The following is a 23,933-nucleotide window of genomic DNA, read 5'->3' on the forward strand; positions in this document are numbered from 1 at the left end:
CCATCGGGCACCATGATCGGGTGGACAACCCCGGCGTGCTCGAACGCCTCGCCCGCCACGCCATGGCGGCACCCAGGCGCGTCCTGGCGATCGCCGCGCTGTGTGCGGTGGCCGCGGCGATCCTCGGGGTGCCGGTCACCCAGGAGCTGAGCGCAGGCGGATTCACCGATCCTGACGCCGAGTCCTCGCACGCGGCCGAGCTGCTGACCGACAAGTTCGGTCAGGGCGACATGCAGTTGCTGATCATCGTCTCCGATCCCGCAGGTGCGATGAGCCCGGCCGCCCGCCGGGTGGGCACCGAGATAGCCACGGCGCTGGGCGAATCCGAGCATGTGGCTCAGGTGAGTTCGGCATGGAGTGCCCCGGCGGCAGCCTCGGCGGCATTGCTCAGCAGGGACGGCACCGCCGGGCTCATCGTCGCCGGTATCACCGGCGGTGAACAGCACGCCCAGGACCACGCCAAGGACCTCACCGACCGTCTGGTCCACGATCGCGACGGCGTGCGGGTGCAGGCGGGCGGTGTGGCCATGGTCAACACCCAGATCACCGAACAGTCCCAGCACGACCTGCTGGTCATGGAATCCATCGCCATCCCGTTCAGCTTCCTGGTGCTGGTGTGGGTGTTCGGCGGACTTTTGGTCGCGGCGGTGCCCGTGATGGTCGGCGTGCTGGCCATCCTCGGTTCGCTTGCGGTGCTGCGGCTGATCACGTTTGCCACCGATGTGTCGGTGTTCGCACTGAACCTGTGTATGGCGATGGGGCTGGCCCTGGCCATCGACTACACGCTGCTGATGGTCAGTCGCTACCGCGACGAACTGGCCGAGGGCGCCACCGCCGAGGCCGCCCTGGTGCGCACGATGGTGACGGCCGGTCGCACGGTCGTGTTCTCGGCGACGACGGTGGCACTGCCGATGTCGACGCTGGTGTTGTTCCCGATGTACTTCCTGAAATCGTTCGCCTATGCCGGGGTGGCGACCGTGGTGTTCGCGGCCATCGCCGCACTGGTGCTCACCCCGGCCGCGCTGGTGCTGCTCGGCGATCGTGTCAAGGGTCGCCGGTCGGGCCCACCGAAGCCGGTTGAGCAGCAATTCTGGTACAGATCAACGAAATTCGTGTTGCGTCGGGCGCTGCCGATCGGCCTGGCCGTGGTGGCGCTGCTGGTCCTGCTCGGACTGCCCTTCACCGGCGTGAAATGGGGTTTTCCCGATGATCGCGTGTTGCCGCCGTCGGCATCGGCGCATCAGGTCGGGGACCGGTTGCGGGCGGACTTCGCCGACAACTCCGCCACCGAGATCAGCATCGTCGTCCCCGAGTCCGACGGGCTGACACCCGAGCAGTGGGACCGTTACCTCACCGAGGTGGCCGGCGCACCGGACGTCCTGGCCGTGGCCGCGCCGGTGCACCGTGCGGGCAGTGCGTTCATCCGGGTGTCCAGTTCGGCCGACCTGTTCTCCGACGGTTCGGCGGCACAGCTGGACCGGCTGCACGCGATCGCCGGACCCGGCGACCGGCCGGTGCTATTGGGCGGGGTGGCCCAGACCGACCGCGACAGCGTGGCCGCCATCGGAGCGACACTGCCGCTGGTACTCGGGCTGATCGCCGTGATCACGTTCTGTCTGCTGTTCCTGCTGACCGGCAGCGTGGTCTTGCCCGCCAAGGCCCTGGTGCTCAACATCCTGTCGCTGACAGCCGCGTTCGGCGCCATGGTGTGGATCTTCCAGGACGGGCATCTCGGCGCCTTCGGCACCACGGCCACCGGCACATTGGTCGCCAACATCCCGGTATTGCTCTTCTGTATCGCGTTCGGCCTGTCGATGGATTACGAGGTCTTCCTGCTCGCGCGGATCCGCGAGTACTGGTTGGCCTCCGGCCGCACCTCCGCCGATGTCGGTGAGAGCGTGGCGCTCGGCCTGGCGCGCACGGGTCGGGTGGTCACCGCCGCGGCGCTGGTGATGTCGATATCGTTCGCAGCGCTCATCGCGGCGAACGTGTCGTTCATGCGGATGTTCGGTCTCGGTCTGACGTTGGCGGTGCTGATGGACGCCACCCTGGTCCGGATGGTCCTGGTGCCCGCCTTCATGCAGTTGATGGGCCGATGGAACTGGTGGGCACCCGCACCGCTGGCACGACTGCACGATCGGATCGGGCTGCACCACTGAGAAAGGGCGGCCCACCTGGGAGTCCCCCGCATGAGTGATATGTCAACTATTCTCGCGGAAATGGTAAGTCTCAGCACCATTGCCGGCGTTCACGGGGTCCTGCCGCCGCATCGCTATACCCAGGACGAGATCACCGAGGCCATCCTGGGACTGCCCGGCTACGAGGGCGCCCACGATGCCGTGCGCAAGCTACACAAGAGCGCGCGGGTGCACAGCAGGTATCTGGTCCGCCCACTGGAGGAGTACGTCCGGCTCACCGATTTCGGTGAGACCAACGATCTGTTCATCGAGCACGCCACCGAACTCGGTACCGCCGCGCTGCGCGGCGCGCTCGACGAGGCGGGACTGCGGCCCGAAGACGTCGACATGATCATCACCACCACGGTCACCGGTGCGGCGGTGCCCTCGCTGGACGCCCGCATCGCGGGCCGGCTCGGACTGCGTCCCGATGTGCGCAGGGTGCCGATCTTCGGGCTCGGCTGCGTGGCCGGCGCGGCGGGTATCGCCCGGCTGCACGATTACCTGCGCGGTGCGCCGGACCAGGTGGCGGTGCTGGTGTCGGTGGAATTGTGTTCGCTGACCCGCAAACACCATCCGACGATGCCGACCGTCGTGGCCGGGGCGCTGTTCGGCGACGGCGCGTCGGCCGTGGTCGCGGTCGGAGCCCGACGCGCCGAGACCATGGACCCGGCCGGCCCGGATGTGCTGGACTCGCGCAGCCACCTGTATCCCGACTCGCTGGATACGATGGGCTGGAGAATCGGCAGCGGCGGTTTCGAGATCGTCCTCAGTGCCGAGGTGCCCGCGTTCGTGGGCCGCTATCTCGGTGCCGATATGACCGATTTCCTTGGCGCACATGGTCTCACCGTGTCCGATATCGACACCTGGGTGAGCCACCCGGGCGGCCCGAAGGTCATCGAGGCCATCATCGACACCCTGGCGTTGCCATCGGATGCCCTGGATCTGACCTGGCAGTCACTGGCCGAGGTGGGCAACATGTCCTCATCCTCGGTCCTGCACGTGCTGCGCGATACCATCCGCACCCGCCCGACGCCGGGCAGCCCCGGAGTGCTGATGGCGATGGGGCCCGGGTTCTGCTCCGAGCTCGTGCTGCTGAGGTGGCGCTGACATGCGCGGGTTCATCGTCCTGATCGTGCTCGTCGCGGTGGAGCGGGTCGCCGAGCTGGTGGTGTCCAACCGGAATCTGACATGGTCCAAGGCCAATGGCGGCAAGGAGTTCGGTGCCGAGCACTACCCGGTGATGGTGGCGCTGCACACCGGACTGCTGGCCGGCGCGCTGGCCGAGGCACGGGTGCGCAAGCGGTGGGTGTGGCCGGCCTTCTGGGTCGTCGTCGGTGCCCAGCTGCTGCGCTGGTGGTGCATCACGACCCTCGGCAAGCAGTGGAACACCCGGGTGGTCGTGGTGTCGGGCGCCCCTCGGGTGACCGGTGGGCCCTACCGCCTCATGCCGCATCCGAATTACGTGGCGGTCGTCCTGGAAGGCGCCGCACTGCCGTTGGCGGGCGGGGCCTGGATCACCGCCGCGATGTTCTCGATCGCCAACGCACTGCTGCTGCGCACCCGGATCAGGGTCGAAGATGAAGCGCTGCAGAGCCTGACATGATCGATCTGCTGGTCGCCGGCGGCGGGCCGGCGGGGCTGGCCACCGCGCTGTACGCCGCGCGGGCCGGGTTGGAGGCCGTCGTCGTCGAGCAGCGAACCGGTCCGATCGACAAGGCGTGCGGCGAGGGGCTGATGCCACACTCCCTGGCCCGCCTGCGCCAACTCGGTATCGACCCCGACGGATACGATTTTCATGGGATCCGCTACCTCGATGGCAGGTATACCGCGGCGGCCCGGTTCGCCAACGGAGCGGGCCGCGGGGTACGCCGCACCGTGCTGCACACCGCGCTGGCCGAGGCCGCCACCGCCGCCGGTGTGCGGATCGTGCAGTCCGAGGTCGGTGAGCTCACCCAGGGGCCGGACTCGGTGTGTGCGGCCGGATTTCGGGCGCGCTACCTGGCGGCCGCCGACGGTCTGCACTCACCGATCCGGCGGGCGCTGGGCCTCTCGGCGGGGGAGTCCGGCCGGCGCCGATGGGGAATCCGCCGACACATCGCGGTGGCCCCGTGGTCGGATTGCGTCGAGGTGTACTGGGGTCGGGGGCCCGAGGCCGGGGAAGCGTACGTCACCCCGGTGTCCGATGACTGTGTCGGCGTGGCGATCCTGAAGTCCACCAGGGGCGGGTTCGATGCGCACCTGGACCGGTTTCCGGCGCTGATGGAACGCCTGGACGGTCTGCCGCACGGGCCGGACCGCGCCGCAGGCCCACTGCGCCAACGGGTACGGGGGCGCACCGCCGGCCGCGTCCTGCTGGTCGGTGACGCGGCCGGATATGTCGACGCGCTGACCGGCGAGGGGATGGGCCTGGCCTTCGGTGCGGCCGAACTGCTGGTCGACTGCGTCGTCGGTGACCGCGCGGGTGAGTACGACCGCCGGTGGCGGCACCTGACCCGGCGCTACCGGATGCTGACAGCGGCGCTGTTGTACGGCACCGGAATCCGGCCCGTGCGGGCAGCCATCACCCCGGCGTCGGCCGCACTGCCCTCGGTGTTCGCCGCCGCGGTCAACGCGCTCGGCGACTAGCACCCAGCAGCGTCATGCCGTGGTAGACCACGAGTGCGGCGATGGACCCCAGTGCGATACCGGTGAACGTCAACGAGCCTGCCTGCCAGGTGAAGTCGGCGATGCCGATGATCAGCGGGATGGCGGCCGTCATCTGGTTGACCGGTTTGGCGAAGTCGACGTGGTTGGTCAGCCAGATCCGGATTCCCAGCACCCCGACCAGGCCGTAGAGCACGATCGTCGCGCCACCGAGCACACCGGGCGGGATGGCCGAGATCGTCGCACCCACCTTCGGGCACAGGGCCAGCACGATGGCCACCACGGCGGCCACCCAGTAGGCGGCGGTCGAGTAGATGCGCGTCGCGGCCATCACGCCGATGTTCTCGGCGTACGTCGTGGTCGCCGAGCCGCCGCCGGCGCCGGCCAGCACGGTGGCCACACCGTCGGCGGCCAGCGCCCGGCCCATCAGCGGATCGAGATCCCTGCCGGTCATCTGGCTCACCGATTTCACATGCCCGATGTTCTCGGCGACCAGGGCGATCACGGCAGGCAGGAACATCGGCAGGACCTCGAGGCGCAAGGTCGGCGTCTGGAACTCCGGCAGGCCGAACCACGCCGCCTGCGCGATCCCGGAGGTGTCCACCTGACCCAGTACCAGCGCCAGCACGTACCCAAGGACGACGGCAAGGAAGATGGCCAACCGGCCGATCAGGCCCTTGAAGAAGGCCAGCGCACCGACCAGCAACACCAGCGTGACCATCCCGACCACGGGACCCTGCTCGAAGTTGTTCTTGGCCGCCGGCGCGAGGTTGAACCCGATGAGCGCCACCACCGCCCCGGTGACCACCGGCGGCAGAACGAGGTCCAGCCAGTGCGTGCCGACCAGGTGGACCACCGCGCCGATGATGATCAGCAGCACACCCACCGCGATCAGCCCACCGAGTGCGCTGCCGGTGCCCTGCGCGGTGACGGCGGCGGTGACCGGGGCGATCACCGCGAAGCTGGACCCCAGGTAGCTCGGCAGCCGGTTGCCCGTGATGAGCAGGAAGGCGATGGTGCCGATACCGGAGAACAGCAGCGTGGTCGCCGGCGGGAAACCGGTCAGCACCGGCACCAGGAACGTCGCACCGAACATCGCCACCACGTGCTGTGCGCCGATCCCGAGGGTGCGCGGCCAGCTCAATCGTTCGTCGGGGGCGACGATATCGGCATCGGGGCCCACGGGCTTCCAACGCGGCGTCACAGACAGCTTTGCCATCAGGACAAGGTAGCCGGGCCCGGTTGCTATTGCAGCAGACGGATGAGCTTCCTGGACAGTGCGGTGTAGGGCGGATAGACCAGCCGGGGATCGGGACGAGTGGACTTGGCCAGCACCGCGCGCCGGTGCGACAGCGCCTCGAAACCCCACCACCCGTGATAGGCGCCCATGCCGCTGGGTCCGATCCCGCCGAACGGCAACTGCGGCACCAGACAATGCATGATCGCGTGATTGACCACCGCGCCGCCGGATTCGGTTTGATCGATCACGTCCTCGGCCAGCTCCGGCGTCTCGGTGAACACATAGAGGGCCAGCGGCCGTGGCCGATGCCGGACGAAGCCGATGGCCTCGGAGATCGAGTCGACCGTGATGATCGGCAGGATGGGCCCGAAGATCTCGTCGGACATCACCGCATCACTGGGCCCCGGATCGAGGATCACGGTCGGTTCGATGCGCAGGGACGCCTCATCGGAGCCGCCGCCGGTGACGACCTGACCACTGGTGTCCGCGATCAGTGCCGTCAACCGATCGAACTGGCGTCGGTTGACGATGGGCAGGTCGGGTGTGGTGCTGAATTCGGCGATCGTGGCGCACAGCATGGTGACCAGCTCCGCGGCGACGGACCGCTCGACGAGGATGTAGTCCGGCGCGATGCAGGTCTGCCCCGAGTTCACCAGTTTGGTGTGCGCCAACCGACGGGCCGTCACCGCGAGGTCGGCGTCGGCGGCCACGATGGCAGGGCTCTTGCCGCCCAGCTCCAGGGTGACCGGTGTCAGGGTGGGTGCGGCACCGGCCATGATCTTCCGCCCGACCTCGGTGCCGCCGGTGAACAGGACATGATCGAAGCCCTGTGCCAGCAGGTCCTGGGTCACCTGGGCGTCGCCCTCGACGACGGTGATCGCCTCGGTGTCCAGATAGCGCGGCACCAGCCGCGCGATCAGCGCGGAGGTGGCCGGGGCGAGTTCCGATGGCTTGATCACCACGGTGTTGCCCGCCGCCACCGCCGATACCACCGGAGCCATCGCCAGGTAGAACGGGTAGTTCCAGGGACCGATCACCAGGACCGCACCCTTGGGGTCGTACTGCACCCAGGCGCGAGCCGGTTGCTGGCTGACCGGAACCGATACCCGACGCCGGCGCATCCACCTGCGAATTCTCTTGCGCGCGAAAGCCGCTTCGGCCTTGGTGGGTTGCACATCACCCATCCAGGCCTCCATGGCCGGGCGGCCGAGGTCGGCGAGCAGGGCGGCCGCGATGGCCTGCTCCTGCTCGTCGCACATGCGCTCGATGGCGCGCAATTGCTCGATGCGCCATTCGGCGGGGCGGGTGCGCCCGGTGTCGAAGACGGTGCGCGCGTGCGGGGTTCGAATCTGTGCGCCCATGGTCATGCCCTAGCGCATTTCCGGTGCGGGGATGACGCCGGCGGCCACGGCCGCCATGCCCCCACCGTCGACGGCCAGTGTCTGACCGTTGACCCAGCCGGCATCGGCCGAGATCAGATAGCCGACCGCACCGGCGATGTCCTCGGGGGTGGCATGCCTGCCGAGCAGCGCCTTGGCGCCGTCGAGGGTGTCCTTGCCCATCGTCTCCTCGAAATCGGCGAGGATCGGGGTCTGCACCGGGCCCGGCAGGACGGCATTGATGCGCAGCCCGCGTTGTGCGAATTCCAGGGCCTTGGCCATCGTGTAGACGGTGGCGACCTCCTTGGAGAAGTTGTAGGCGTTGCCTGCCTGCGGGTTCTCGGCGAACCAGCGCGCGCCCTCGGTGTATCCGTCGGTGGCCAGCAACGCCTGGATGGCGGGCATCCTTGCCGGCCAGCCGAATCCGGCGATCGAGGACACCACGACCAAGGACCCACCATCGCGCAGCCGGTCGATCAGGGACTCGGTGAGGTGGCGCACCGCCAGCACGTTCACCGCGATCACCGTGGCCGCGGGAGCGGTGCCGGGGACGCCGGCGACGTTGATCAGCGCGTCGAACTCGCCGTCGAGCTGGGCCACCGCGGTGTCGATGCTCTGCAGGTCCGCCAGATCGACCGCGATATGGTGCTTGACCGCCGCCGACGGGGTGTTGCGGTCCAGGCTGATCACCTCCGCGCCCGCGGCGACAAGACGTTCGGCGACGGCGTGCCCGATGCCGGATGCGGCGCCGGTGACGATGTAGCGCTTGTGGGATGTGGCGGTCATGCCTGGCTCCTCGTGGTGTCGGTGTAGCGGGCTTTGAGCTTGCCCTTGACCAGTTTTCCGGTGGGTGTGCGTGGTAGCGCATCGACGAAGTCGACGGTGCGGGGTGCCTTGTAGTGGGCGACGCGGTCACGCACGTAGTCGATGAGATCGGCGGCGAGGTCATCGCTCGCGGTGAACCCTGGCCGGAGCGCGACGACGGCCTTGACCTGTTCGCCCATCTCCGGATCGGGAACACCGATCACCGCGACGTCGAACACGGCGGGGTGCATGGTCAACACGTTCTCGGTCTCCTGGGGATAGATGTTCACCCCGCCGGAGATGATCATGAACGATTTGCGATCGGTCAGGAACAGATAGCCGTCCTCGTCGACGTAGCCGAGATCGCCTACGGTGGTCCAGTTTTCGTGCTGGGGATGCTGGGCCTCGCGGGTCTTGGCCGCATCGTTGTGGTAGACGAAGGGCATGGCATCGCGTTCGAAGTAGACGGTGCCGACCTCGCCCGCCGACAGTTCGGCCCCCTGCTCGTCGCAGATGTGGATGGTGCCGAGCACCGCGCGTCCCACCGATCCGCGCTTGGTGCGCCACTGCGCGGAGTTCATCATCGTCATCCCGTGCGCCTCGGTGGCGCTGTAGTACTCCACCAGGATCGGGCCCCACCAGTCGAGCATGGCGTCCTTGACCTCCGGCGGGCAGGGGGCACCGGCGTGGACGACGGTGCGCAGCGAGGACAGGTCATACCGCGACCGGATCTCGTTCGGCAGCTGGAGCAATCTGACGAACATCGTCGGGACCATCTGCGTCATGGTCACCCGATGGGTTTCGATGGCCGCCAGGATCTTCTCCGCGTCGAACTTCTCCATCAGGATCACGGTCGCGCCGAGCGCCTGCATGCCTGCGCAGTACTTCAGTGGTGCGGCGTGATAGATCGGTGCGGGGGAAAGATAGACGGCGTCCGGTCCGATGTCGAAGACGTTCTGCAGCACCGCCAGGACCGGGTCGCCCGGCTCGTCGACCTGGATGGGCAGCAGGTGCGGTTTGATGCCCTTCGGGCGGCCGGTGGTTCCCGACGAATACAGCATGTCCGCACCGCGCGGTTGATCGGTCAGCGGTGGGACTTTCGCGTCCAGCAGTTCGCGGTAGGGCCGGTAGCCGTCGATTTCGGCGCCGAAGCCGTAGCGCGCCACGTCGCCCGGTATCTCGGCGAGCACCTGGCGACCGAGTTCGGCCAGTGCGCCCGAGACGAAGAATGCCTTCGCTCCGCTGTCGGTGACGATGTATCCGGCCTCGGGCGCGGTCAGGTGGTGGTTGACCGCCGTCGCATACAGACCCGAACGCAGCGCGGCCCAGTAGATGACGAACACCTCGGCGGTGTTGTCGGCCAGGATGGCGATGACATCGCCGCGGCGCAGGCCGGCGGCATGCAGCGCGGCGGCGATCTGGGCCGAGCGGGAGTCCAGTTCGCCGTAGGTCAGGGTATCGCCGCCGCCGGCCATGATGACCGCCGGGCGGTGCGGATCAGTGGCGGCGTGAGTTCCGGGAAACACATATCTCCTTGAGGTACAACGTGTCGAGAGTCGATGTGCGGGTGGGTCACCAACGCCTGGCGATCTCCTGCTGGCGGGTCAGGAAGGAGGTGTCGATGATGTGACCACCGATGATCCTGTTGTGTGCGTGGCAAAGCTGATGCGCGGCAAAGGATGTCTGCATGGCATTGACGCGCCCCTGGTTGTCCTGGGCGGTGTTCACCGACTCCTTGGCCAACTTCAGCGCGAACATCGGTTGGTCGGCGATCCGTCGGGCCAGGGTGAGGGTGAATTCACTCAGCTCATCGTTGGGGACGACATGGTTGACCATGCCGAGTCGGTGGGCGTCGGCGGCGGTGACGGCATCGGAGGTGAACAGCATCTCCTTGGCCTTACGTACTCCGAGTTCCCATGGGTGGTTGAAGAATTCCGCTCCCGCGATGCCCATGGCGACCGTGTTGTCGGCGAAGATGGCGTCCTCGGCGGCGATGACGATATCGCACGGCCACACCAGCATCAGGCCGCCGGCGATCACCTTGCCCTGGACCTCGGCGATGGTCGGCTTCGGGATGTTGCGCCACCGTTCGGAAAAGCCGAGATAGATCTCTTTCTCCCGTGCCATGTAGCCCTCGGCGCCATCACATCCGAATCCGCACCAGGTGCCCACCGTGGTGCGTCCGTCCATCGCGCCGTCGAGATCCTCGCGCATATCGTGGCCGGACGAGAAGTGCGGGCCGTCGGCCGCCAGGATGATCACCTTGACCGCATCATCGCGAGCGGCCTGGTCGAATGCATCGTTGAGCGCGTAGAGCAGGTCGGTGTCTTTGGCGTTACGGGTGTCCGGGCGGGCCAGGACGATCCGGGCGATCCGTGGGTCGGGGTTCTCGTAGCGAATACCGACTGTAGACAAGCTGTTTCCCATCAGAAGTGACACGGCATGCTGGCCACGCCGTGGATGAAGTTGCCGCCGAGGAATAGCGGTTCGCCGGCCTGGATGTCGGGCAGGGTGCTCAGCAGTTGCCGGAACAGAGCTCGCAGCTGTGCTCTGGCCAGATTGGCGCCGAGGCAATAGTGTGCGCCGCCGCCGCCGAATGCGATGTGGTGGTTGGGCCGGCGGTTCAGGTCGAAGACATGCGGGTCATCGAAGACCGTCTCGTCGCGATTGCCCGAGGAGTACATCATCACGACCTTGTCGCCGGCGGTGATGAGTTGGCCCGCCAGTTCGTAGTCACGCGAGGCCGTTCGGCTGAATGTCATCACCGGTGTCGACCAGCGAACGAACTCTTCGATCGCGGTGTCGATCCGACCGTCGAAATCTTCGGTGAGCCAGGCGCGCTGGGCGGGAAACTCGGTGAGAGCGCGCATGGTCAGGCTCGTGGTCTGTCGGGTCGTGTCGTTGCCGGCGACGGACATCAGGATCATGAAGGCGCCGATCTCGGCATCGGTCAGCCGCTCACCGTTGACCTCGGCCTCGACGAGGTTGGTCATGATGTCGTCTTGGGGAGACCGCCGCCGATCCTGAGCCATTTCCACGGCGATGGCATGCAGGAACATCTGATTGCCCACCATGACCTCGAGCGGATTCCGATCGCCGAGGAACGTCGGATCCGTGACCGAGACCATCGCATCGGCCGCGTCGCGGACGGCATCGCGCTGTGAGTCCGGCACGCCCATCATGTCCGAGATCGTCACCAGCGGTAGCTTGACCGCGCAGTTGCGCACGAAATCGCAACCACTGCCCGCCTCGGCGAGTTCACCCACGATGCGCACCGAGTTGGCCTCGATGCTGTCGATGAGTCTGTTCACCGCGCGCGGGGTGAACGCGGCCCGCACGAGACCACGGATCTTGGCATGCTTCTCGCCGTCCATGCCAAGGAAAGACAAACTGGCTTCGATGATGTCCTCGGGCACCGGTTCCATGTGGACACCCCTGCTGGAGATGAAGACCTCGCTGTTGCGGCTCACCTCGACGATGTCGGCGTGGCGGACGACCGCCCAGTAACCCGGCTCCGGCGGCAGCGGCATGAGGCTCGCCTCGATCGGGCGCTGCCAGGACACGGGACGCCGGCGGCGTAGTTCGGCGAAGGTGGTCTCGCGCTCCGGGGCGGTCTGCGACCAGAACTCGCGTGCCGAGACGTCGAGATCGTCGAAGGCCGGTTTACCCGGCGCGGTGGGGATGGGGGTCGGCATGGCATTCCTCGCTGTGGACGCTGTCGCGGCGGCCGTCGTGGTGACCGACGCCACATTCGCTGATGCCCAGGACGGTAGGCGTGCACGCAACAATCTGTCAAGACGCCTTGTCTAAGACATACTGTCTCGCAGTTGAATTATGGTGCTACGCTGCGATGATGGGGGCCGCAGAGCGTGTTCGGCAGGAACGGCGAGACGAGTTCCGTCGACGACTCCTCGAGGCGACCGAGGAGTTGCTGCGCGGCGGCGCGTCGTTCACCGAACTCGGCGTCGAACGTCTCGCGGTGGCCGCGGGGAGCTCGCGGCCGACGTTCTACGTGTACTTCAAGGGCAAGACCGAGTTGCTCGCGGAGTTCGCCGAGGACGTGCTCGCCGACGTGGCCGGTGCTCTCGGTCGACTGTGGTCAGGCGATGTCGAACAGATCGGCCCGATGCACATGTTGGATGCGGTGCGCGGGGTCATCGATGCCTTCCGCAGGCACCAACTGGTGCTCGCGGCGGTCGCGGAGGTGGCCGGCTACACCGCGGAACTCGATGCGGCGTTTCGTGAACAGATCGAGCGCAATGCCGAGTACTCGCGCGAATTCCTCGAACGTGAACAGGCTGCGGGTCGCGTGCGCGATATCGACGCGAATGTGACCGCGCGGACGGTCACCTGGATGGTCGAGAGGTGTTGTGCGCAGATGCTGCGCGAGCCCGGCGGGGTCGGAGACGATGACCTCGCGGTGACGTTGACCGAGATGATTTGGGCGGCAATCTATTTGGAGGACGCCGGAGTTCGGCATAGTTGATGCTCGCCGATCACACTGTGCGGCGGCGGACCAGGTACAGGGCGGCGCCGAGCGCGATCACCGCGGACCCGGTGAGCACCGAACCGGTGGGCAGGGTGCACGCGAGCACCGCACAGCCGGCCAGCCCGATCGCCGGGATCAGTCGCCGCGCCGGCCGCAACGTCCAGGCACTGGCATTGGCGATGGCGTAGTACACCAGCACCGCGAACGACGAGAATCCGATCGCCCCGCGGAGATCGACAAACGCCGCCAGGATCGCGACGACGATCCCGACCGCGACCTCGGCGCGGTGCGGTCCGCCGAACCGCGGATGCACCGCGGACAGCCCGCTCGGCAGATGCCGGTCCCGCGCCATCGCCAGTGTGGTCCGGGAAACGCCGAGGATCAGCGCCAGCAGCGATCCGAGCGCGGCCACCGCGGCTCCGACGCGGACCACCGTAGCCAGCTCGGGATGCCCGGCCACCGATACGGCATGGGCCAATGGTGCTGTCGCAGTGGCCAGTCCGGTGCTGCCGAGCACCGAGAGCACGGCGACGGCGACCACCGCGTACACCAGCAGCGCGATGCCCAACGCGATGGGTATGGCGCGGGGAATGGTGCGGGCCGGGTCTCGGACCTCCTCACCGAGGGTGGCGATGCGGGCATAACCGGCGAACGCGAAGAACAGCAACCCGGCGGCCTGCAGAACACCCCATGGGCCGGTATCGGTGCCGATCGACAGATTGGCGGGCGTTCCGGCGCCGCTCAGTACGACCACCACGACGGCCAGCACCGCGAGCACCACCGCGACGATCACCCGGGTGAGCAACGCCGACTTCTGCACGCCCGCATAGTTGACCGCAGTGAGGGCGACCACGGCGGCGACCGCCACCGCGTGCGCGTGTGGCGGCCACGCGTACACGCCGACCGTCAGGGCCATGGCGGCACACGAGGCGGTCTTCCCGACGATGAAACACCAGCCCGCGGTGTGACCCCAGAACGCGCCGAGGCGTTCTCGGCCGTAGACATAGCTGCCGCCGGACTGGGGATAGATCGCCGCCAGACGTGCCGTGGACGTCGCGTTGCAGTAGGCCACCACCGCGGCGATGGCCAGCCCGATCAGCAGCCCGGAGCCGGCGGCTGCCGCGGCGGGCCCGAGCGCGACGAAGATGCCGGCCCCGACCATCGAGCCAAGGCCGATGACGACGGCGTCGAACGTCCCGAGCCGGCGCTGTAACACCTACTTGTTGCGGACGGCGTTGACGCCCAGGTAGCCGACGTAGCCCAGCGCGCCGAGCAGCGCCAGCTTGCGTGTCTTGGGCACCAGCAGTCCCACACCGAGGGCGGTCTCGATGGTGCCGTTGGTCTTGATGTGGCGCGCGGTGTCGTTCGGGAAGGCAGGCTTGGTGATCGACTCGAACAGCTGCGGGGCGACGAAGTGGGCCAGACCGGCGCCGACCAGTGACACCCCTGCGAGCGTGACGCCCGGCGAACTCTTCTTCTCGGTCAACGGATTTCCTCTCGGCGGTTGGTTGATTGCGGTGTCAGTCGATCGCATAGTCGCTCAGGGGGAACTCGGAGGCTTCCCTGATGGCGGTGTCGGTGGTGGTGGGCCGCAACAGCGTGGGCTCACCGGCGGGGTTGTAGTAGTAGGACCGGGCGCCGGCGCAGTTGCCGAGGGTGAACAGCGAATTGCCCAGCAGATCGGTCATCCGGTCCAGGTAGCGGCTGTTCGCCTCCTCGGTGACCTCGAAGGTGCGTGCGCCGCGGCGCTGCACCTCGGAGAACAACCGGTCCATCAACCGCATCTGGTACTCCATGGTGTTGAAGAAGTTCAGCCCGAGGAAGGCGTACGGGCTGGCCAGACTCAGGTAGTTCGGGAAGTACGGCATGGACACGCCCTGGTAGGCCTGGAAACGCGTTTCGCGCCACCACTTCCCGAGATTGCGGCCCTCGCGACCGATGACCTCGATGGCCGGGAAGTTGGCCTCCCACAGGTCGAACCCGGTGGCCAGTACCAGGGTGTCGACCTCGTTCTTGGTGCCATCCTTGGCGACGATGCCGTCGGTCTGGATGTGATCGATCCCGACATCCTGCAGGTGGACGTTGTCCCTGGTGAACGCGCGGTAGTAGCCGTTGCTGAATGTCGGTCGCTTGCAGCCGAAGTCGTAGTCCGGAGTGAGCCGCCTGCGCAGATCCTTGTCCCTGATGGTCAGGAAGCGGTGCAGCTTGGACAGGTCGGCGGCCGAGATGTTGCCGCGTCCGCGGAAGGTCTTGTAGTAGACGACGCCGATGGTCACCATCCACTCGTAGATCGAGTCGGTGAGCCAGCGCAGCGCCCGCTGGGTGGCCGGGATACGGGCGAACAGCTTCTTGGTCCGCGGGCCGAAACGCATATCGATCTTGGGCACCACCCAGATGGGGGTGCGTTGATACACCGTGAGGTCGGTCGCGGTTTTCGCCAGCTCCGGGATCAGCTGCACTGCCGTGGCACCGGTGCCGATGATCGCGATGCGCCGTCCGGCGGGGTCGAAATCGTCATCCCATTCCGCGGTGTGGATGACCTTGCCCGCGAAGCTGTCGATGCCCGGGATGTCGGGCAGCTTGGGCTGGGACAGGAAGCCGGTCGCGGTGATGAGATACCGGGTCGTCAGCGTCTCGGTCGTGTTGTCCTGGGAAGTGATGCTCACCTGCCACGCCTTGGCCTCGTCATCCCAGCGGGCACCGTGGACCACGGTGTTGAACCGGATGTGGCGTCGGATGTCGTACTTGTCGGCCACATCGTCGGCGTACTTCTTGATCTCCGGACCGGTCGAGAACAACCGCGACCAGTTCGGGTTCGGCTCGAAGTAGTAGGAGTAGGTGGTGGTCGGGACATCGACGGCCAACCCGGGGTAGTGGTTCACATACCAGGTACCACCGAGATCGTCCTCCCGGTCGAGCAGGACGATGTTGTCGATCCCCAACCGTTTGAGCTGGATGGCGGCACCTATGCCGGCAAAACCGGCGCCCACGATGACGGCGTCAAACATGGTTGAAACGGTACCTCGCTACTGCTGCAGCGATCCGGTGCGTGGGACGTCGGTGGTGGCGATGCAGGTCACGGCGCGATCGCCGCGCTTCCAGGAGTCCTCGGTGGGGTAGAGCACGAACATGCCCACCTCGGGGTCCTCCATCGCGTCGGGGGAGAACTCCTGCAGGGCGGGTGCACAGCGATCCTGGTAGTCGATGATCGCGGACTGGCCGGGGAAGCTGCCGCCGGGCACGTCGATGACGAAGTACACCTCGCCCTTGTGCGGTTCGGTGCAGCTGACCGTCTTGACCGAGGCCACCAGGCTGGCGTCCGACGGGATCTCCGAGAGGCAGTCGCCCAGCCCGATATCGGCGGCGTTGACGGAGTTCGGGTCGAAGAGATCGGCGAACTCACTGTCGGCGATCTTGTCCTTGTTGGCCGCCACCAGCGCGAACACGGCGATCAGTCCGACAATCCACAGTGCCGAGAGGATGAGGCCCGCAATCGCCATCCCGCGGCCGCCTTGGCCCTTCTTGGCCTTGTTCAAGCCGACGATGCCGGCGACGACGCTGATCAGCACGCCACCGATCACGCCGAAGATCAGCGAGACGACGGCCCACCAGTTGGTGCCCGGCGCCTGCTGCGGCGGGTAGGGCTGGCCGTACTGGTCGGTATAGGGCAGCGGTGGAGGGGGCGGTGGGTACTGGCCGCCCGGTGGAGGCGGGGGATACTGGCCGCCGGGCGCAGGCGGCGGATACTGGCCACCGGGCGGGGGTGGGGGGTATCCCTGGGGCTGCTCCGGCGGCTGCGTCATGAGAGAAAGATAGCCGCGGCGGCGACCGCGAGCGCGGGCACGTCCAAAGTCTTGGAACGAAGATCATGGCGGGTGCCGGTGACCTCGACGATTCGGGTCGGCCCGGCCACCAGATCCGCGGCCGCGCGCAGCTCCTCGATGGTGCCGAACGGGTCCGCGGTGCCGTGGGTGAACACCGTCGGCACGGTGATACCGGGCAGGTGCTCGGTCCGGGACCGTTCGGGCTTGCCCGGTGGATGCAGCGGGTAGGAGGTCAGCGCCAGCACATCGGGCCGCTCGCTGCGGTTCGCGGTGACCATGGATGTCATCCGGCCGCCGTAGGAGTGCCCGCCGGCGATGACCGGCCCGTCGGTCTGGGTGCGCGCCCAGGCGATGGCCTCGGCGATACCGTCCTGATCGCTCGCCGCGGAGTTCGACGGTGGGCCCTTCGGTCTGCGGCGCCGGTAGGGCAGGTTGTAGCGGATGGCCAGATAGCCCCGTCGTGCCCATTCGTCGCACAGGCCGACCAGCAGCGCAGCGTCCCTGTTTCCGCCGGCTCCGTGGGTCAGCAGCACGATGCCCGCGGCGGCTGTCGCCGGTTCGTGGGCGATCCCTTCGATACCGGCGAGGCTCACAATTGCTGCAGCCGGAACAGCGGATTCACCGGGCCGTGGCCGTAACCCAAGGGGTACGCCGCGCGGATGCATTCGGTGATCCACGACTTGCCGAAGGCGACCGCGTCGGGGACCGAGAAGCCATGTGCCAGAGCGGATGCGGTGGCCGCGGCCAGCGTGTCGCCGGCGCCGTGGTCGTGTCCGGTGTCGACGCGAGGTTCGCTGAACTCGTGGAACTCGGTGCCGTCGAACAGCAGGTCGGGGCTGAGTTCGGAGGATCGCAGGTGCCCACCCTTGACCAGGGCCCACTGCGGGCCGAGATCGTGCAGGGCGCGGGCGGCGTCACGCTGGCTGGCCTCGTCGACGACATCGATACCGGTGATCAGGCGGACCTCGTCGAGGTTCGGGGTGACCAGGGTGGCCAGCGGGAACAGTTCGGTACGCACCGAGTTCAGTGCCGACGGATGCAGCAGCGGGTCGCCGTGCATGGAGGCGCACACCGGGTCGACGACCAGGGGCACGGCGCCGGCCAGTCCCTCGGCCCGCCAGGTCTCGGCGACCACACCGATGATCTCGGCGGAGGCCAGCATGCCGGTCTTGGCGGCCTGGATGCCGATATCGGAGGCCACCGCGCTGATCTGACCGGCGATGATGTCCAGTGGGATCTCGTGAAAGCCCTTGACACCCACCGAGTTCTGCACGGTCACCGCGGTCATGGCCACCGTGCCGTGGATGCCGAGCATCGCGAAGGTGCGCATATCGGCCTGGATGCCCGCCCCGCCGCCGGAATCGGACCCGGCGATCGTCATCACCCGCAGCGGGGTTGCCCCTGGACGGGGCAGCGGTAGGAAGTTCATGGCACCAAGGGTAGATAGACCTGATTTCCACGTTCGGCGAACTCCACCGATTTATCCGCCATGGCGTCGCGAATGTCCTGCGTGATCCGCATGGAACAGAACTTCGGACCACACATCGAGCAGAAATGCGCGGTCTTGGCCGGTTCGGCGGGCAATGTCTCGTCGTGGAACTCGCGCGCGGTGTCGGGATCCAGTGACAGCGCGAACTGATCGGCCCAGCGGAACTCGAACCGGGCGGCGCTCAGGGCGTCGTCGCGCTGCTGGGCGCGGGGATGGCCCTTGGCGAGGTCGGCGGCGTGCGCGGCGATCCGGTAGGCGATCACCCCGTCCTTGACGTCCTTGCGGTTGGGCAGCCCCAGGTGTTCCTTGGGGGTGACATAACAGAGCATGGCGGTGCCGGCCTGGGCGATGATGGCCGCGCCGATGGCGCTGGTGATGTGGTCGTAGGCCGGGGCGATATCGGTGGCCAGCGGGCCGAGGGTGTAGAACGGCGCCTCGTCGCAGAGTTCCTCTTCCAGGCGCACGTTCTCCACGATCTTGTGCATGGGCACGTGTCCGGGACCTTCGATCATCACCTGCACCCCAAGGGATTTTGCGATCTTGGTGAGCTCGCCAAGCGTTTCCAGTTCGGCGAACTGGGCGGCGTCGTTGGCATCGGCGATCGAACCGGGGCGCAGGCCGTCACCGAGGGAGAAGGTGACGTCATAGCGCTGCAGGATCTCGCAGAGCTCCTCGAAGTGGGTGTACAGGAACGATTCCTGGTGATGGGCGAGCATCCAGGCGGCCATGATGGAGCCCCCGCGGCTGACGATCCCGGTGACCCGTTCGGCGGTCAGCGGAATGTAGCGCAGCAGCACCCCGGCGTGCACCGTCATATAGTCGACTCCTTGCTCGCACTGTTCGATCACGGTGTCGCGGTAGCACTCCCAGGTCATCTTGGTGGGATCACCGTTGACCTTCTCCAGTGCCTGGTACATCGGGACCGTCCCGACCGGGACGGGGGAGTTGCGCAGGATCCACTCCCGGGTCAGGTGGATGTCCTTGCCGGTAGAGAGGTCCATGATGGTGTCCGCGCCCCAGCGGGTGGCCCAGACCATCTTGTCGACCTCTTCGGCGATGGAGCTGGTGACCGCCGAATTGCCGATATTGGCATTGACTTTCACCCCGAATGCCTTGCCGATGATCATCGGTTCGCTCTCGGGATGGTTGTGGTTGGCCGGGATGACCGCGCGGCCGCGGGCGACCTCGTCGCGCACCAGCTCCGGTGACACCGCCTCGCGTTCGGCGATGAACGCCATCTCCGCGGTGATCTCACCGTTGCGGGCGCGCTGCAATTGAGTGCCACGGTCGCGGATGACGTTGGCGCGCTTGGGCAGTCCGCGCTGCAGGTCGATGACGGCGTTGTGATCGGTGTACGGCCCCGAGGTGTCGTACAGGTCGAAGTGCTCGCCGGTGCTCAGATGCACCCGGCGCGACGGCACCCCATTGGGTGAGTAGACCTTGGAGCTGCCGGCGATGGGGCCGGTGGTGACATCGGAGGTACGGGGGTCGACAACAGCGCTCATTACACATCTCCCTACGCCGGCATTATCCGGTCAGGTTCGTACGGTCGACGGCCCTAGCCGTCCTCTCAGCGCGCTGGTGCGTGCTCCCGTGTGGACCCGTTCACGGTAGCGCATGCTCGTCCGATTGCCGAGCGATCATTTGTATAGCTAATATATGTTTTTGCCGATCGTAGGGATTTGAGTGCCGATGACCCTTGAGCTGGACAAGATCCATGAGCACCCCCGCTACAAGTGGGTCGTGCTGTCGAACACGACGTTGGGCATCCTGCTGGCGTCGATCAACGCCTCCATCGTGTTGATCTCGTTGCCGGCGATCTTCCGCGGTATCGGGCTGAACCCGCTGGACCCGGGCAACATCAGCTACCTGCTGTGGATGCTGATGGGTTATCTGGTGGTCACCGCCGTGCTGGTGGTGCCGTTCGGCCGCCTCGGCGACATGTTCGGCAGGGTGCGGATCTACAACCTTGGCTTCGTCGTCTTCACCGTGGCGGCGGTGGCACTGTCTTTCGACCCGTTCCAGCTCGATGGCGGGGCGATCTGGCTGATCGGGTGGCGGGTGATCCAGGGCATCGGCGGCGCGATGCTGATGGCCTCGTCCTCGGCGATCCTCACCGACGCGTTCCCGGCCAATCAGCGCGGCATGGCGCTCGGGGTGAACATGGTGGCCGCCGTCGCGGGCTCGTTCCTGGGACTGCTGATCGGCGGGGTGCTGTCGGAATGGCATTGGCAGGCCATCTTCTGGGTGGGCGTGCCGATCGGTGTGCTCGGGACCGTGTGGAGCCTGCGCTCCCTGGTCGAGCTGGGGGTGCGCACACCGGGCCGGCTGGATTGGGCGGGGACGCTGACGTTCGGTGTCGGCCTGACCGTGTTGCTGATCGGCATCACCTACGGCATTCAGCCGCATGGTGATTCGAGCACAGGCTGGACCAATCCGTGGGTGCTCGGATCGATCATCAGCGGACTGGCGGTACTGGTGGTGTTCTGTCTGATCGAGTTGCGGGTGGACCAGCCGATGGTCGATATCCGGTTGTTCCGGTCGGCCGCCTTCGGGATGGGGAACCTGGCCGGGCTGATGTCCTCGGTGGGGCGCGGCGGTCTGCAGTTCATGCTGATCATCTGGTTGCAGGGCATCTGGCTTCCGTTGCACGGCTACAGTTTCGAGTCGACACCGCTGTGGGCCGGTATCTATCTGCTGCCGGTCACCATCGGCTTCCTGATCGCGGCCCCGCTGGCCGGGTCGCTGGCCGACCGGTTCGGCGCGCGGCCACTGACGGTGGGCGGCATGCTGCTGATGGCGGTGTCCTTCGTTGCGCTGTTGCTGATTCCGGTGAACTTCGACTACTGGGTGTTCGCGGTGCTGGTGTTCCTCAACGGACTGGGCGGTGGCATCTTCACCGCTCCCAACACCGCGGCCATCATGTCCAGCGTGCCCGCGTCGCAGCGTGGTGCCGCCTCGGGTGTGCGCGCCACCTTCTTCAACGCAGGGTCGTCACTGTCGATCGGAATCTTCTTCTCGCTGATGATCGTCGGGCTGGCCAATGCGCTGCCCTCGGCGATGAGCAGCGGGCTGCAGGCCCAAGGGGTGTCGGCTTCGGTGGCCCAGCAGGTGGCCAACATGCCGCCGGTCGGCAGCCTCTTCGCCGCCTTCCTGGGCTACAACCCGATCGACGAATTGCTCGGGCCCTCCGGTGCGCTGTCGGATCCCGGCGTCAACGCCGAGGTGCTGACGGGTAAGACCTTCTTCCCCGAACTGATCACCGGCCCCTTCCATGCCGGGCTGACGGTGGTGTTCCTGGCCGCCGCGGCGATGATGCTGATCGGGGCGGTGGCCTCGATGTTCAGCGCGGGCCGCTACAGCGCGGATGTCCGCGGTGACGCTGATTCATCGGCTCGGTGACCAGTCACCCACCGCGATACGGGCAGACAGTTCGAAGAGGCCGATGGCGCACCGGTGCAGATGCTCGCCGATCTCGCGCGGTGCTCGGCCGGACAGCGCGCGTACCCAGGTTCCCTCCAGTACCACGGCCATCTTGAAGCCGGCCAGCGCTGTGTACCAATCGATCTCGTCGATGCTTCTGCTGCTGGTGGCCGCGTAGGCCTCGATGACCTGGCGCCGTGACGGTAGCCCACCCGCCGCCGCCAGCCGTTCCCCGGTGGCGACCGGCGCCGGGTCCTCTGGCCAGCAGGCAAGCAGCCAGCCCAGGTCCAGCAGCGGGTCGCCCACGGTGCACATCTCCCAGTCCACGATCGCGGCGACCTCGGGGCGGTGGGCGTCGAGCAGCACGTTGTTGAGGTGGAAATCGCCGTGCATGATGCCCGGTCGAGGGTCGGCGGGCTGGTTGGTCCGCAGCCACTGCACGGTCCGCCCGACATCGGGCAGGTCGCCGGCGTCGGTATCGCCGTGGTCGTATCCGGCCAGCACGCCGACCCACTGGTCCACCTGGCGGTCGAGGAAGCTGCCGGGTTTGGCGAATGCAGCCATCGGGGTGCCGGTCGGATCGAGCTCGCCCAGTGTGGCCAGCGCGCGTGCCACCGCCAGGCCGGATTCATGCCGGGTCGCCGCGTCCGCGCTGTAGTGCTCGCTGATGCCGTCGCCGGGGTTGAAGCCGTCGACCTCTTCCATCAGGTAGAAGACCATGTCCATGACGGTGAGGTCGTCGCAGCATGCGACCAGCCGGGGATGCGGAACTCGCGAGCCCGCCAGCGATGTCAGCGCCGAGACCTCGCGCAGCATCGTGCGGTTGCTCGACGGTCGGGGGTGCACCGGCGGGCAGCGCAGGACCAGCCTGCGGCCGTCCACCTCGAGCGCGATCACCCTGTTCTGGGTCCCGCCGGTCAGCGTGCGGGCAGCGGTGATCGAGTCGCCGATGCCGCGCTCGCTTAGCCAGGTTTGCACCGGGGCGAGGTCGATTTCCAGATTCACTGTGGTGGTGTGCCTTTCGTGCTGTCGACCCGAAGGGTTCGCAGTCGGCGCGTCTCCGCGGATACCGGGGCCAGCAGCTGCCCGGCCGCGACGTCGATCAGGTGGCTCAGGAACAACGCGTGTTCGGTGCGATCGGTACGGGCCCGCAGGGCGAGTTCGACGACGACGAACCGGGTGGTGAGGAAGCGGCGGTGCAGCAGTACGGCTTCGGGTTCCAACAGCGGTTCGAGCAGCGTGCGCCAACGCTGCATGCTGCTGGTGGGGGAACCCACACCGAGTGGTTCGACCGAGGGGTCCGGTCTGGTCAGCAGATCCGACATGGTTCGCAGAAAGCCGGCACCGGCGATGCCCTGATCCAGCTTGGCGCCCAGCGGCCGGACGAGTGCGGCGGCCAGCAGGGCGACGTCGCCGGTTCCGCCGGCCTCATACGCGTCCAGCAGTGCGTGTCGACGGCTCTCGATCTCGGGATTGTGCTTGTCCAGCAACGCCTTGACCAGACCGTCGCGATCCCCGAACCAGTACTGGCCGGCGACGACGTTCTTCGATCCCGCTTCGCGGCTGATCTCCCGCATCGGCACGGCGTCGACACCGCGTTCGGCGAACAGCCGTTCCGCGGCCTCCAGCAACCGCTCGCGGGTCTCCTTGTTCGGGGCGCTCATCCCAGTCCGCTGGCCATGCCGCCATCGACCTTGAGGATGGCGCCGGTGGTGAACGAGGCGTCCGAACCGGCCAGGTAGGCGACGGCGCCGACGATCTCCTCGGGTCGGCCGATGCGTCCGAGTGGTACCGACTGCTCGATCCGGTGCACGGTGTCATCGTTCCAGGCGGCGGTGACGTCGGTGTCGAACGGACCGGCCATCACGGCGTTGACCCGCACGGTGGGGCCGAATGCGCGGGCCAACCCGCCGGTGACGGTGTTCAGCGCTGCCTTGGCGGCCGCATACGGCAGGTCATACGGCTCGGGGTGCACCGCCGCGATGCTGGTGATGTTGATGATGGACCCGCCATCACCCCGGCGCATCAGGTCGCCGGCGCGCACCGCCAGCCGGAACGGGCCGCCGAAGTTGACCCCGACCACCTTGGTGAACAGTTCCTCACTGAGCTCGGGCAGTGACGGATAGTGCGGGGACATCCCGGCATTGTTGACCAGGACGTCGATTCGGCCGAATCGCTGCTCGACGAAATCGATCAGCGCGTCGCACTGGGCCCAGGACGCGACGTGGCAGCCGAAGCCGACGGCGTCCACCCCGTGCGCATCGCGTAGTTCGCGGGCGAGCGCGTCGCAGGCATCGGCCTTGCGGCTGGAGACCACCACGTGATCGCCCGCGGCGGCGAAATGGCGACACATCGCCTTGCCAAGGCCGCGGCTTCCTCCGGTCACCACGACAACTCGTCCGGCCATCTGGCGGGCACCTCCCTCGAAGCGATACAGTCGCATCGAAGTTTAATGCAACTGT

Annotated in this window: 22 protein-coding genes and 1 riboswitch; of the genes, 6 read left to right on the forward strand and 16 right to left on the reverse strand. The window is 67.2% G+C overall.

Translation table 11 applies throughout. From position 1 onward, the window contains the following. The first annotated feature begins 20 nt into the window (after positions 1–20). The 4 genes from FBY28_RS16600 to FBY28_RS16615 are packed head-to-tail and all read left to right on the forward strand — an operon-like array spanning position 21 to position 4,805. Entirely contained in the window at positions 21–2,159 is a 2,139-nt protein-coding gene (locus FBY28_RS16600) for an MMPL family transporter (protein WP_216847760.1), read from the forward strand. 60 nt (positions 2,160–2,219) lie between these two features. After that, a complete protein-coding gene (locus FBY28_RS16605) occupies positions 2,220–3,287 on the forward strand; it encodes a type III polyketide synthase (RefSeq protein WP_174241658.1) in 1,068 nt (355 codons plus the stop codon). A gap of 1 nt (position 3,288) precedes the next feature. Beyond that, positions 3,289–3,783: an isoprenylcysteine carboxyl methyltransferase family protein gene (locus tag FBY28_RS16610; protein WP_141868513.1), complete on the forward strand. Its 495-nt coding sequence runs from the start codon at positions 3,289–3,291 to the stop codon at positions 3,781–3,783. Next, positions 3,780–4,805, forward strand: a complete 1,026-nt coding sequence (locus FBY28_RS16615; RefSeq protein WP_141868515.1) for an NAD(P)/FAD-dependent oxidoreductase — start codon at positions 3,780–3,782, stop codon at positions 4,803–4,805. Before FBY28_RS16610 ends, FBY28_RS16615 begins: the two co-directional genes overlap by 4 nt. On the opposite strand, the gene FBY28_RS16620 is transcribed toward FBY28_RS16615, so the two are convergent. The 6 genes from FBY28_RS16620 to FBY28_RS16645 are packed head-to-tail and all read right to left on the reverse strand — an operon-like array spanning position 4,786 to position 11,941. Then, positions 4,786–6,042 carry a uracil-xanthine permease family protein gene (locus FBY28_RS16620; protein WP_141868517.1) on the reverse strand — a complete coding sequence of 419 codons (1,257 nt, stop codon included), beginning with the start codon at positions 6,040–6,042 and terminating at the stop codon, positions 4,786–4,788. The genes FBY28_RS16615 and FBY28_RS16620 overlap by 20 nt on opposite strands. Positions 6,043–6,068: 26 nt before the next feature. Beyond that, positions 6,069–7,430, reverse strand: coding sequence for an aldehyde dehydrogenase family protein (locus FBY28_RS16625; RefSeq protein WP_141868519.1), 1,362 nt, complete (start codon positions 7,428–7,430; stop codon positions 6,069–6,071). A 3-nt stretch (positions 7,431–7,433) separates the two neighbouring features. Next, positions 7,434–8,228, reverse strand: coding sequence for a coniferyl-alcohol dehydrogenase (locus tag FBY28_RS16630; RefSeq protein ID WP_141868521.1), 795 nt, complete (start codon positions 8,226–8,228; stop codon positions 7,434–7,436). Further along, positions 8,225–9,772: an acyl-CoA synthetase gene (locus FBY28_RS16635; protein WP_141868523.1), complete on the reverse strand. Its 1,548-nt coding sequence runs from the start codon at positions 9,770–9,772 to the stop codon at positions 8,225–8,227. Before FBY28_RS16635 ends, FBY28_RS16630 begins: the two co-directional genes overlap by 4 nt. Positions 9,773–9,818: 46 nt before the next feature. After that, positions 9,819–10,661, reverse strand: coding sequence for an enoyl-CoA hydratase (locus FBY28_RS16640; RefSeq protein ID WP_216847761.1), 843 nt, complete (start codon positions 10,659–10,661; stop codon positions 9,819–9,821). A gap of 11 nt (positions 10,662–10,672) precedes the next feature. Further along, positions 10,673–11,941: a cytochrome P450 gene (locus FBY28_RS16645; protein WP_141868527.1), complete on the reverse strand. Its 1,269-nt coding sequence runs from the start codon at positions 11,939–11,941 to the stop codon at positions 10,673–10,675. Positions 11,942–12,099: 158 nt separating this feature from the next. Between FBY28_RS16645 and FBY28_RS16650 the strand changes: the two genes are divergently transcribed. After that, positions 12,100–12,732 (forward strand): TetR/AcrR family transcriptional regulator, encoded by a 633-nt coding sequence (locus tag FBY28_RS16650; protein ID WP_160145501.1) that lies wholly within the window; start codon positions 12,100–12,102, stop codon positions 12,730–12,732. A 10-nt stretch (positions 12,733–12,742) separates the two neighbouring features. Here FBY28_RS16650 and FBY28_RS16655 read toward each other — a convergent pair whose 3' ends face one another. The 7 genes from FBY28_RS16655 to thiC form a co-directional block, all read right to left on the reverse strand. Then, positions 12,743–13,951, reverse strand: coding sequence for an APC family permease (locus FBY28_RS16655; RefSeq protein WP_141868530.1), 1,209 nt, complete (start codon positions 13,949–13,951; stop codon positions 12,743–12,745). Continuing rightward, a complete protein-coding gene (locus FBY28_RS16660) occupies positions 13,952–14,221 on the reverse strand; it encodes a DoxX-related protein (RefSeq protein WP_019513272.1) in 270 nt (89 codons plus the stop codon). Between the two features lie 34 nt (positions 14,222–14,255). After that, positions 14,256–15,743, reverse strand: coding sequence for a flavin-containing monooxygenase (locus tag FBY28_RS16665; RefSeq protein WP_141868532.1), 1,488 nt, complete (start codon positions 15,741–15,743; stop codon positions 14,256–14,258). A gap of 18 nt (positions 15,744–15,761) precedes the next feature. After that, a complete protein-coding gene (locus tag FBY28_RS16670; RefSeq protein ID WP_023985237.1) occupies positions 15,762–16,538 on the reverse strand; it encodes a DUF4190 domain-containing protein in 777 nt (258 codons plus the stop codon). Next, positions 16,535–17,152 (reverse strand): alpha/beta hydrolase family protein, encoded by a 618-nt coding sequence (locus FBY28_RS16675; RefSeq protein WP_141868534.1) that lies wholly within the window; start codon positions 17,150–17,152, stop codon positions 16,535–16,537. Before FBY28_RS16675 ends, FBY28_RS16670 begins: the two co-directional genes overlap by 4 nt. Further along, a complete protein-coding gene (gene thiD, locus FBY28_RS16680) occupies positions 17,149–17,988 on the reverse strand; it encodes a bifunctional hydroxymethylpyrimidine kinase/phosphomethylpyrimidine kinase (RefSeq protein ID WP_141868536.1) in 840 nt (279 codons plus the stop codon). The genes FBY28_RS16675 and thiD overlap by 4 nt, the downstream gene beginning before the upstream one ends. Then, complete coding sequence (gene thiC / locus FBY28_RS16685) at positions 17,985–19,553, reverse strand: phosphomethylpyrimidine synthase ThiC (RefSeq protein WP_141868538.1); 1,569 nt, start codon at positions 19,551–19,553, stop codon at positions 17,985–17,987. Before thiC ends, thiD begins: the two co-directional genes overlap by 4 nt. Beyond that, a riboswitch (TPP riboswitch) is annotated at positions 19,545–19,653 on the reverse strand. It overlaps the preceding gene by 9 nt. An 87-nt stretch (positions 19,654–19,740) precedes the next feature. On the opposite strand from thiC, the gene FBY28_RS16690 reads away from it, so the two are divergent. Continuing rightward, a complete protein-coding gene (locus FBY28_RS16690) occupies positions 19,741–21,450 on the forward strand; it encodes an MFS transporter (protein ID WP_141868540.1) in 1,710 nt (569 codons plus the stop codon). Here FBY28_RS16690 and FBY28_RS16695 read toward each other — a convergent pair. Genes FBY28_RS16695 through FBY28_RS16705 form a run of 3 tightly spaced genes read right to left on the reverse strand, consistent with a single transcriptional unit; the run spans position 21,436 to position 23,878 of the window. Beyond that, complete coding sequence (locus FBY28_RS16695; protein ID WP_141868542.1) at positions 21,436–22,476, reverse strand: phosphotransferase family protein; 1,041 nt, start codon at positions 22,474–22,476, stop codon at positions 21,436–21,438. The two genes, FBY28_RS16690 and FBY28_RS16695, sit on opposite strands and share 15 nt — an antisense overlap. After that, the gene (locus FBY28_RS16700; RefSeq protein WP_141868544.1) at positions 22,473–23,135 is read right to left on the reverse strand and encodes a TetR family transcriptional regulator; all 663 of its coding nucleotides are present in this window, start codon (positions 23,133–23,135) and stop codon (positions 22,473–22,475) included. The genes FBY28_RS16695 and FBY28_RS16700 overlap by 4 nt, the downstream gene beginning before the upstream one ends. Further along, positions 23,132–23,878: an SDR family NAD(P)-dependent oxidoreductase gene (locus FBY28_RS16705; RefSeq protein ID WP_141868546.1), complete on the reverse strand. Its 747-nt coding sequence runs from the start codon at positions 23,876–23,878 to the stop codon at positions 23,132–23,134. The genes FBY28_RS16700 and FBY28_RS16705 overlap by 4 nt, the downstream gene beginning before the upstream one ends. Positions 23,879–23,933 lie beyond the last annotated feature (55 nt).

It is taken from the genome of Arthrobacter sp. SLBN-53, assembly GCF_006715585.1.
GTDB classification, from domain to species: Bacteria; Actinomycetota; Actinomycetes; order Mycobacteriales; family Mycobacteriaceae; genus Mycobacterium; species Mycobacterium neoaurum_A.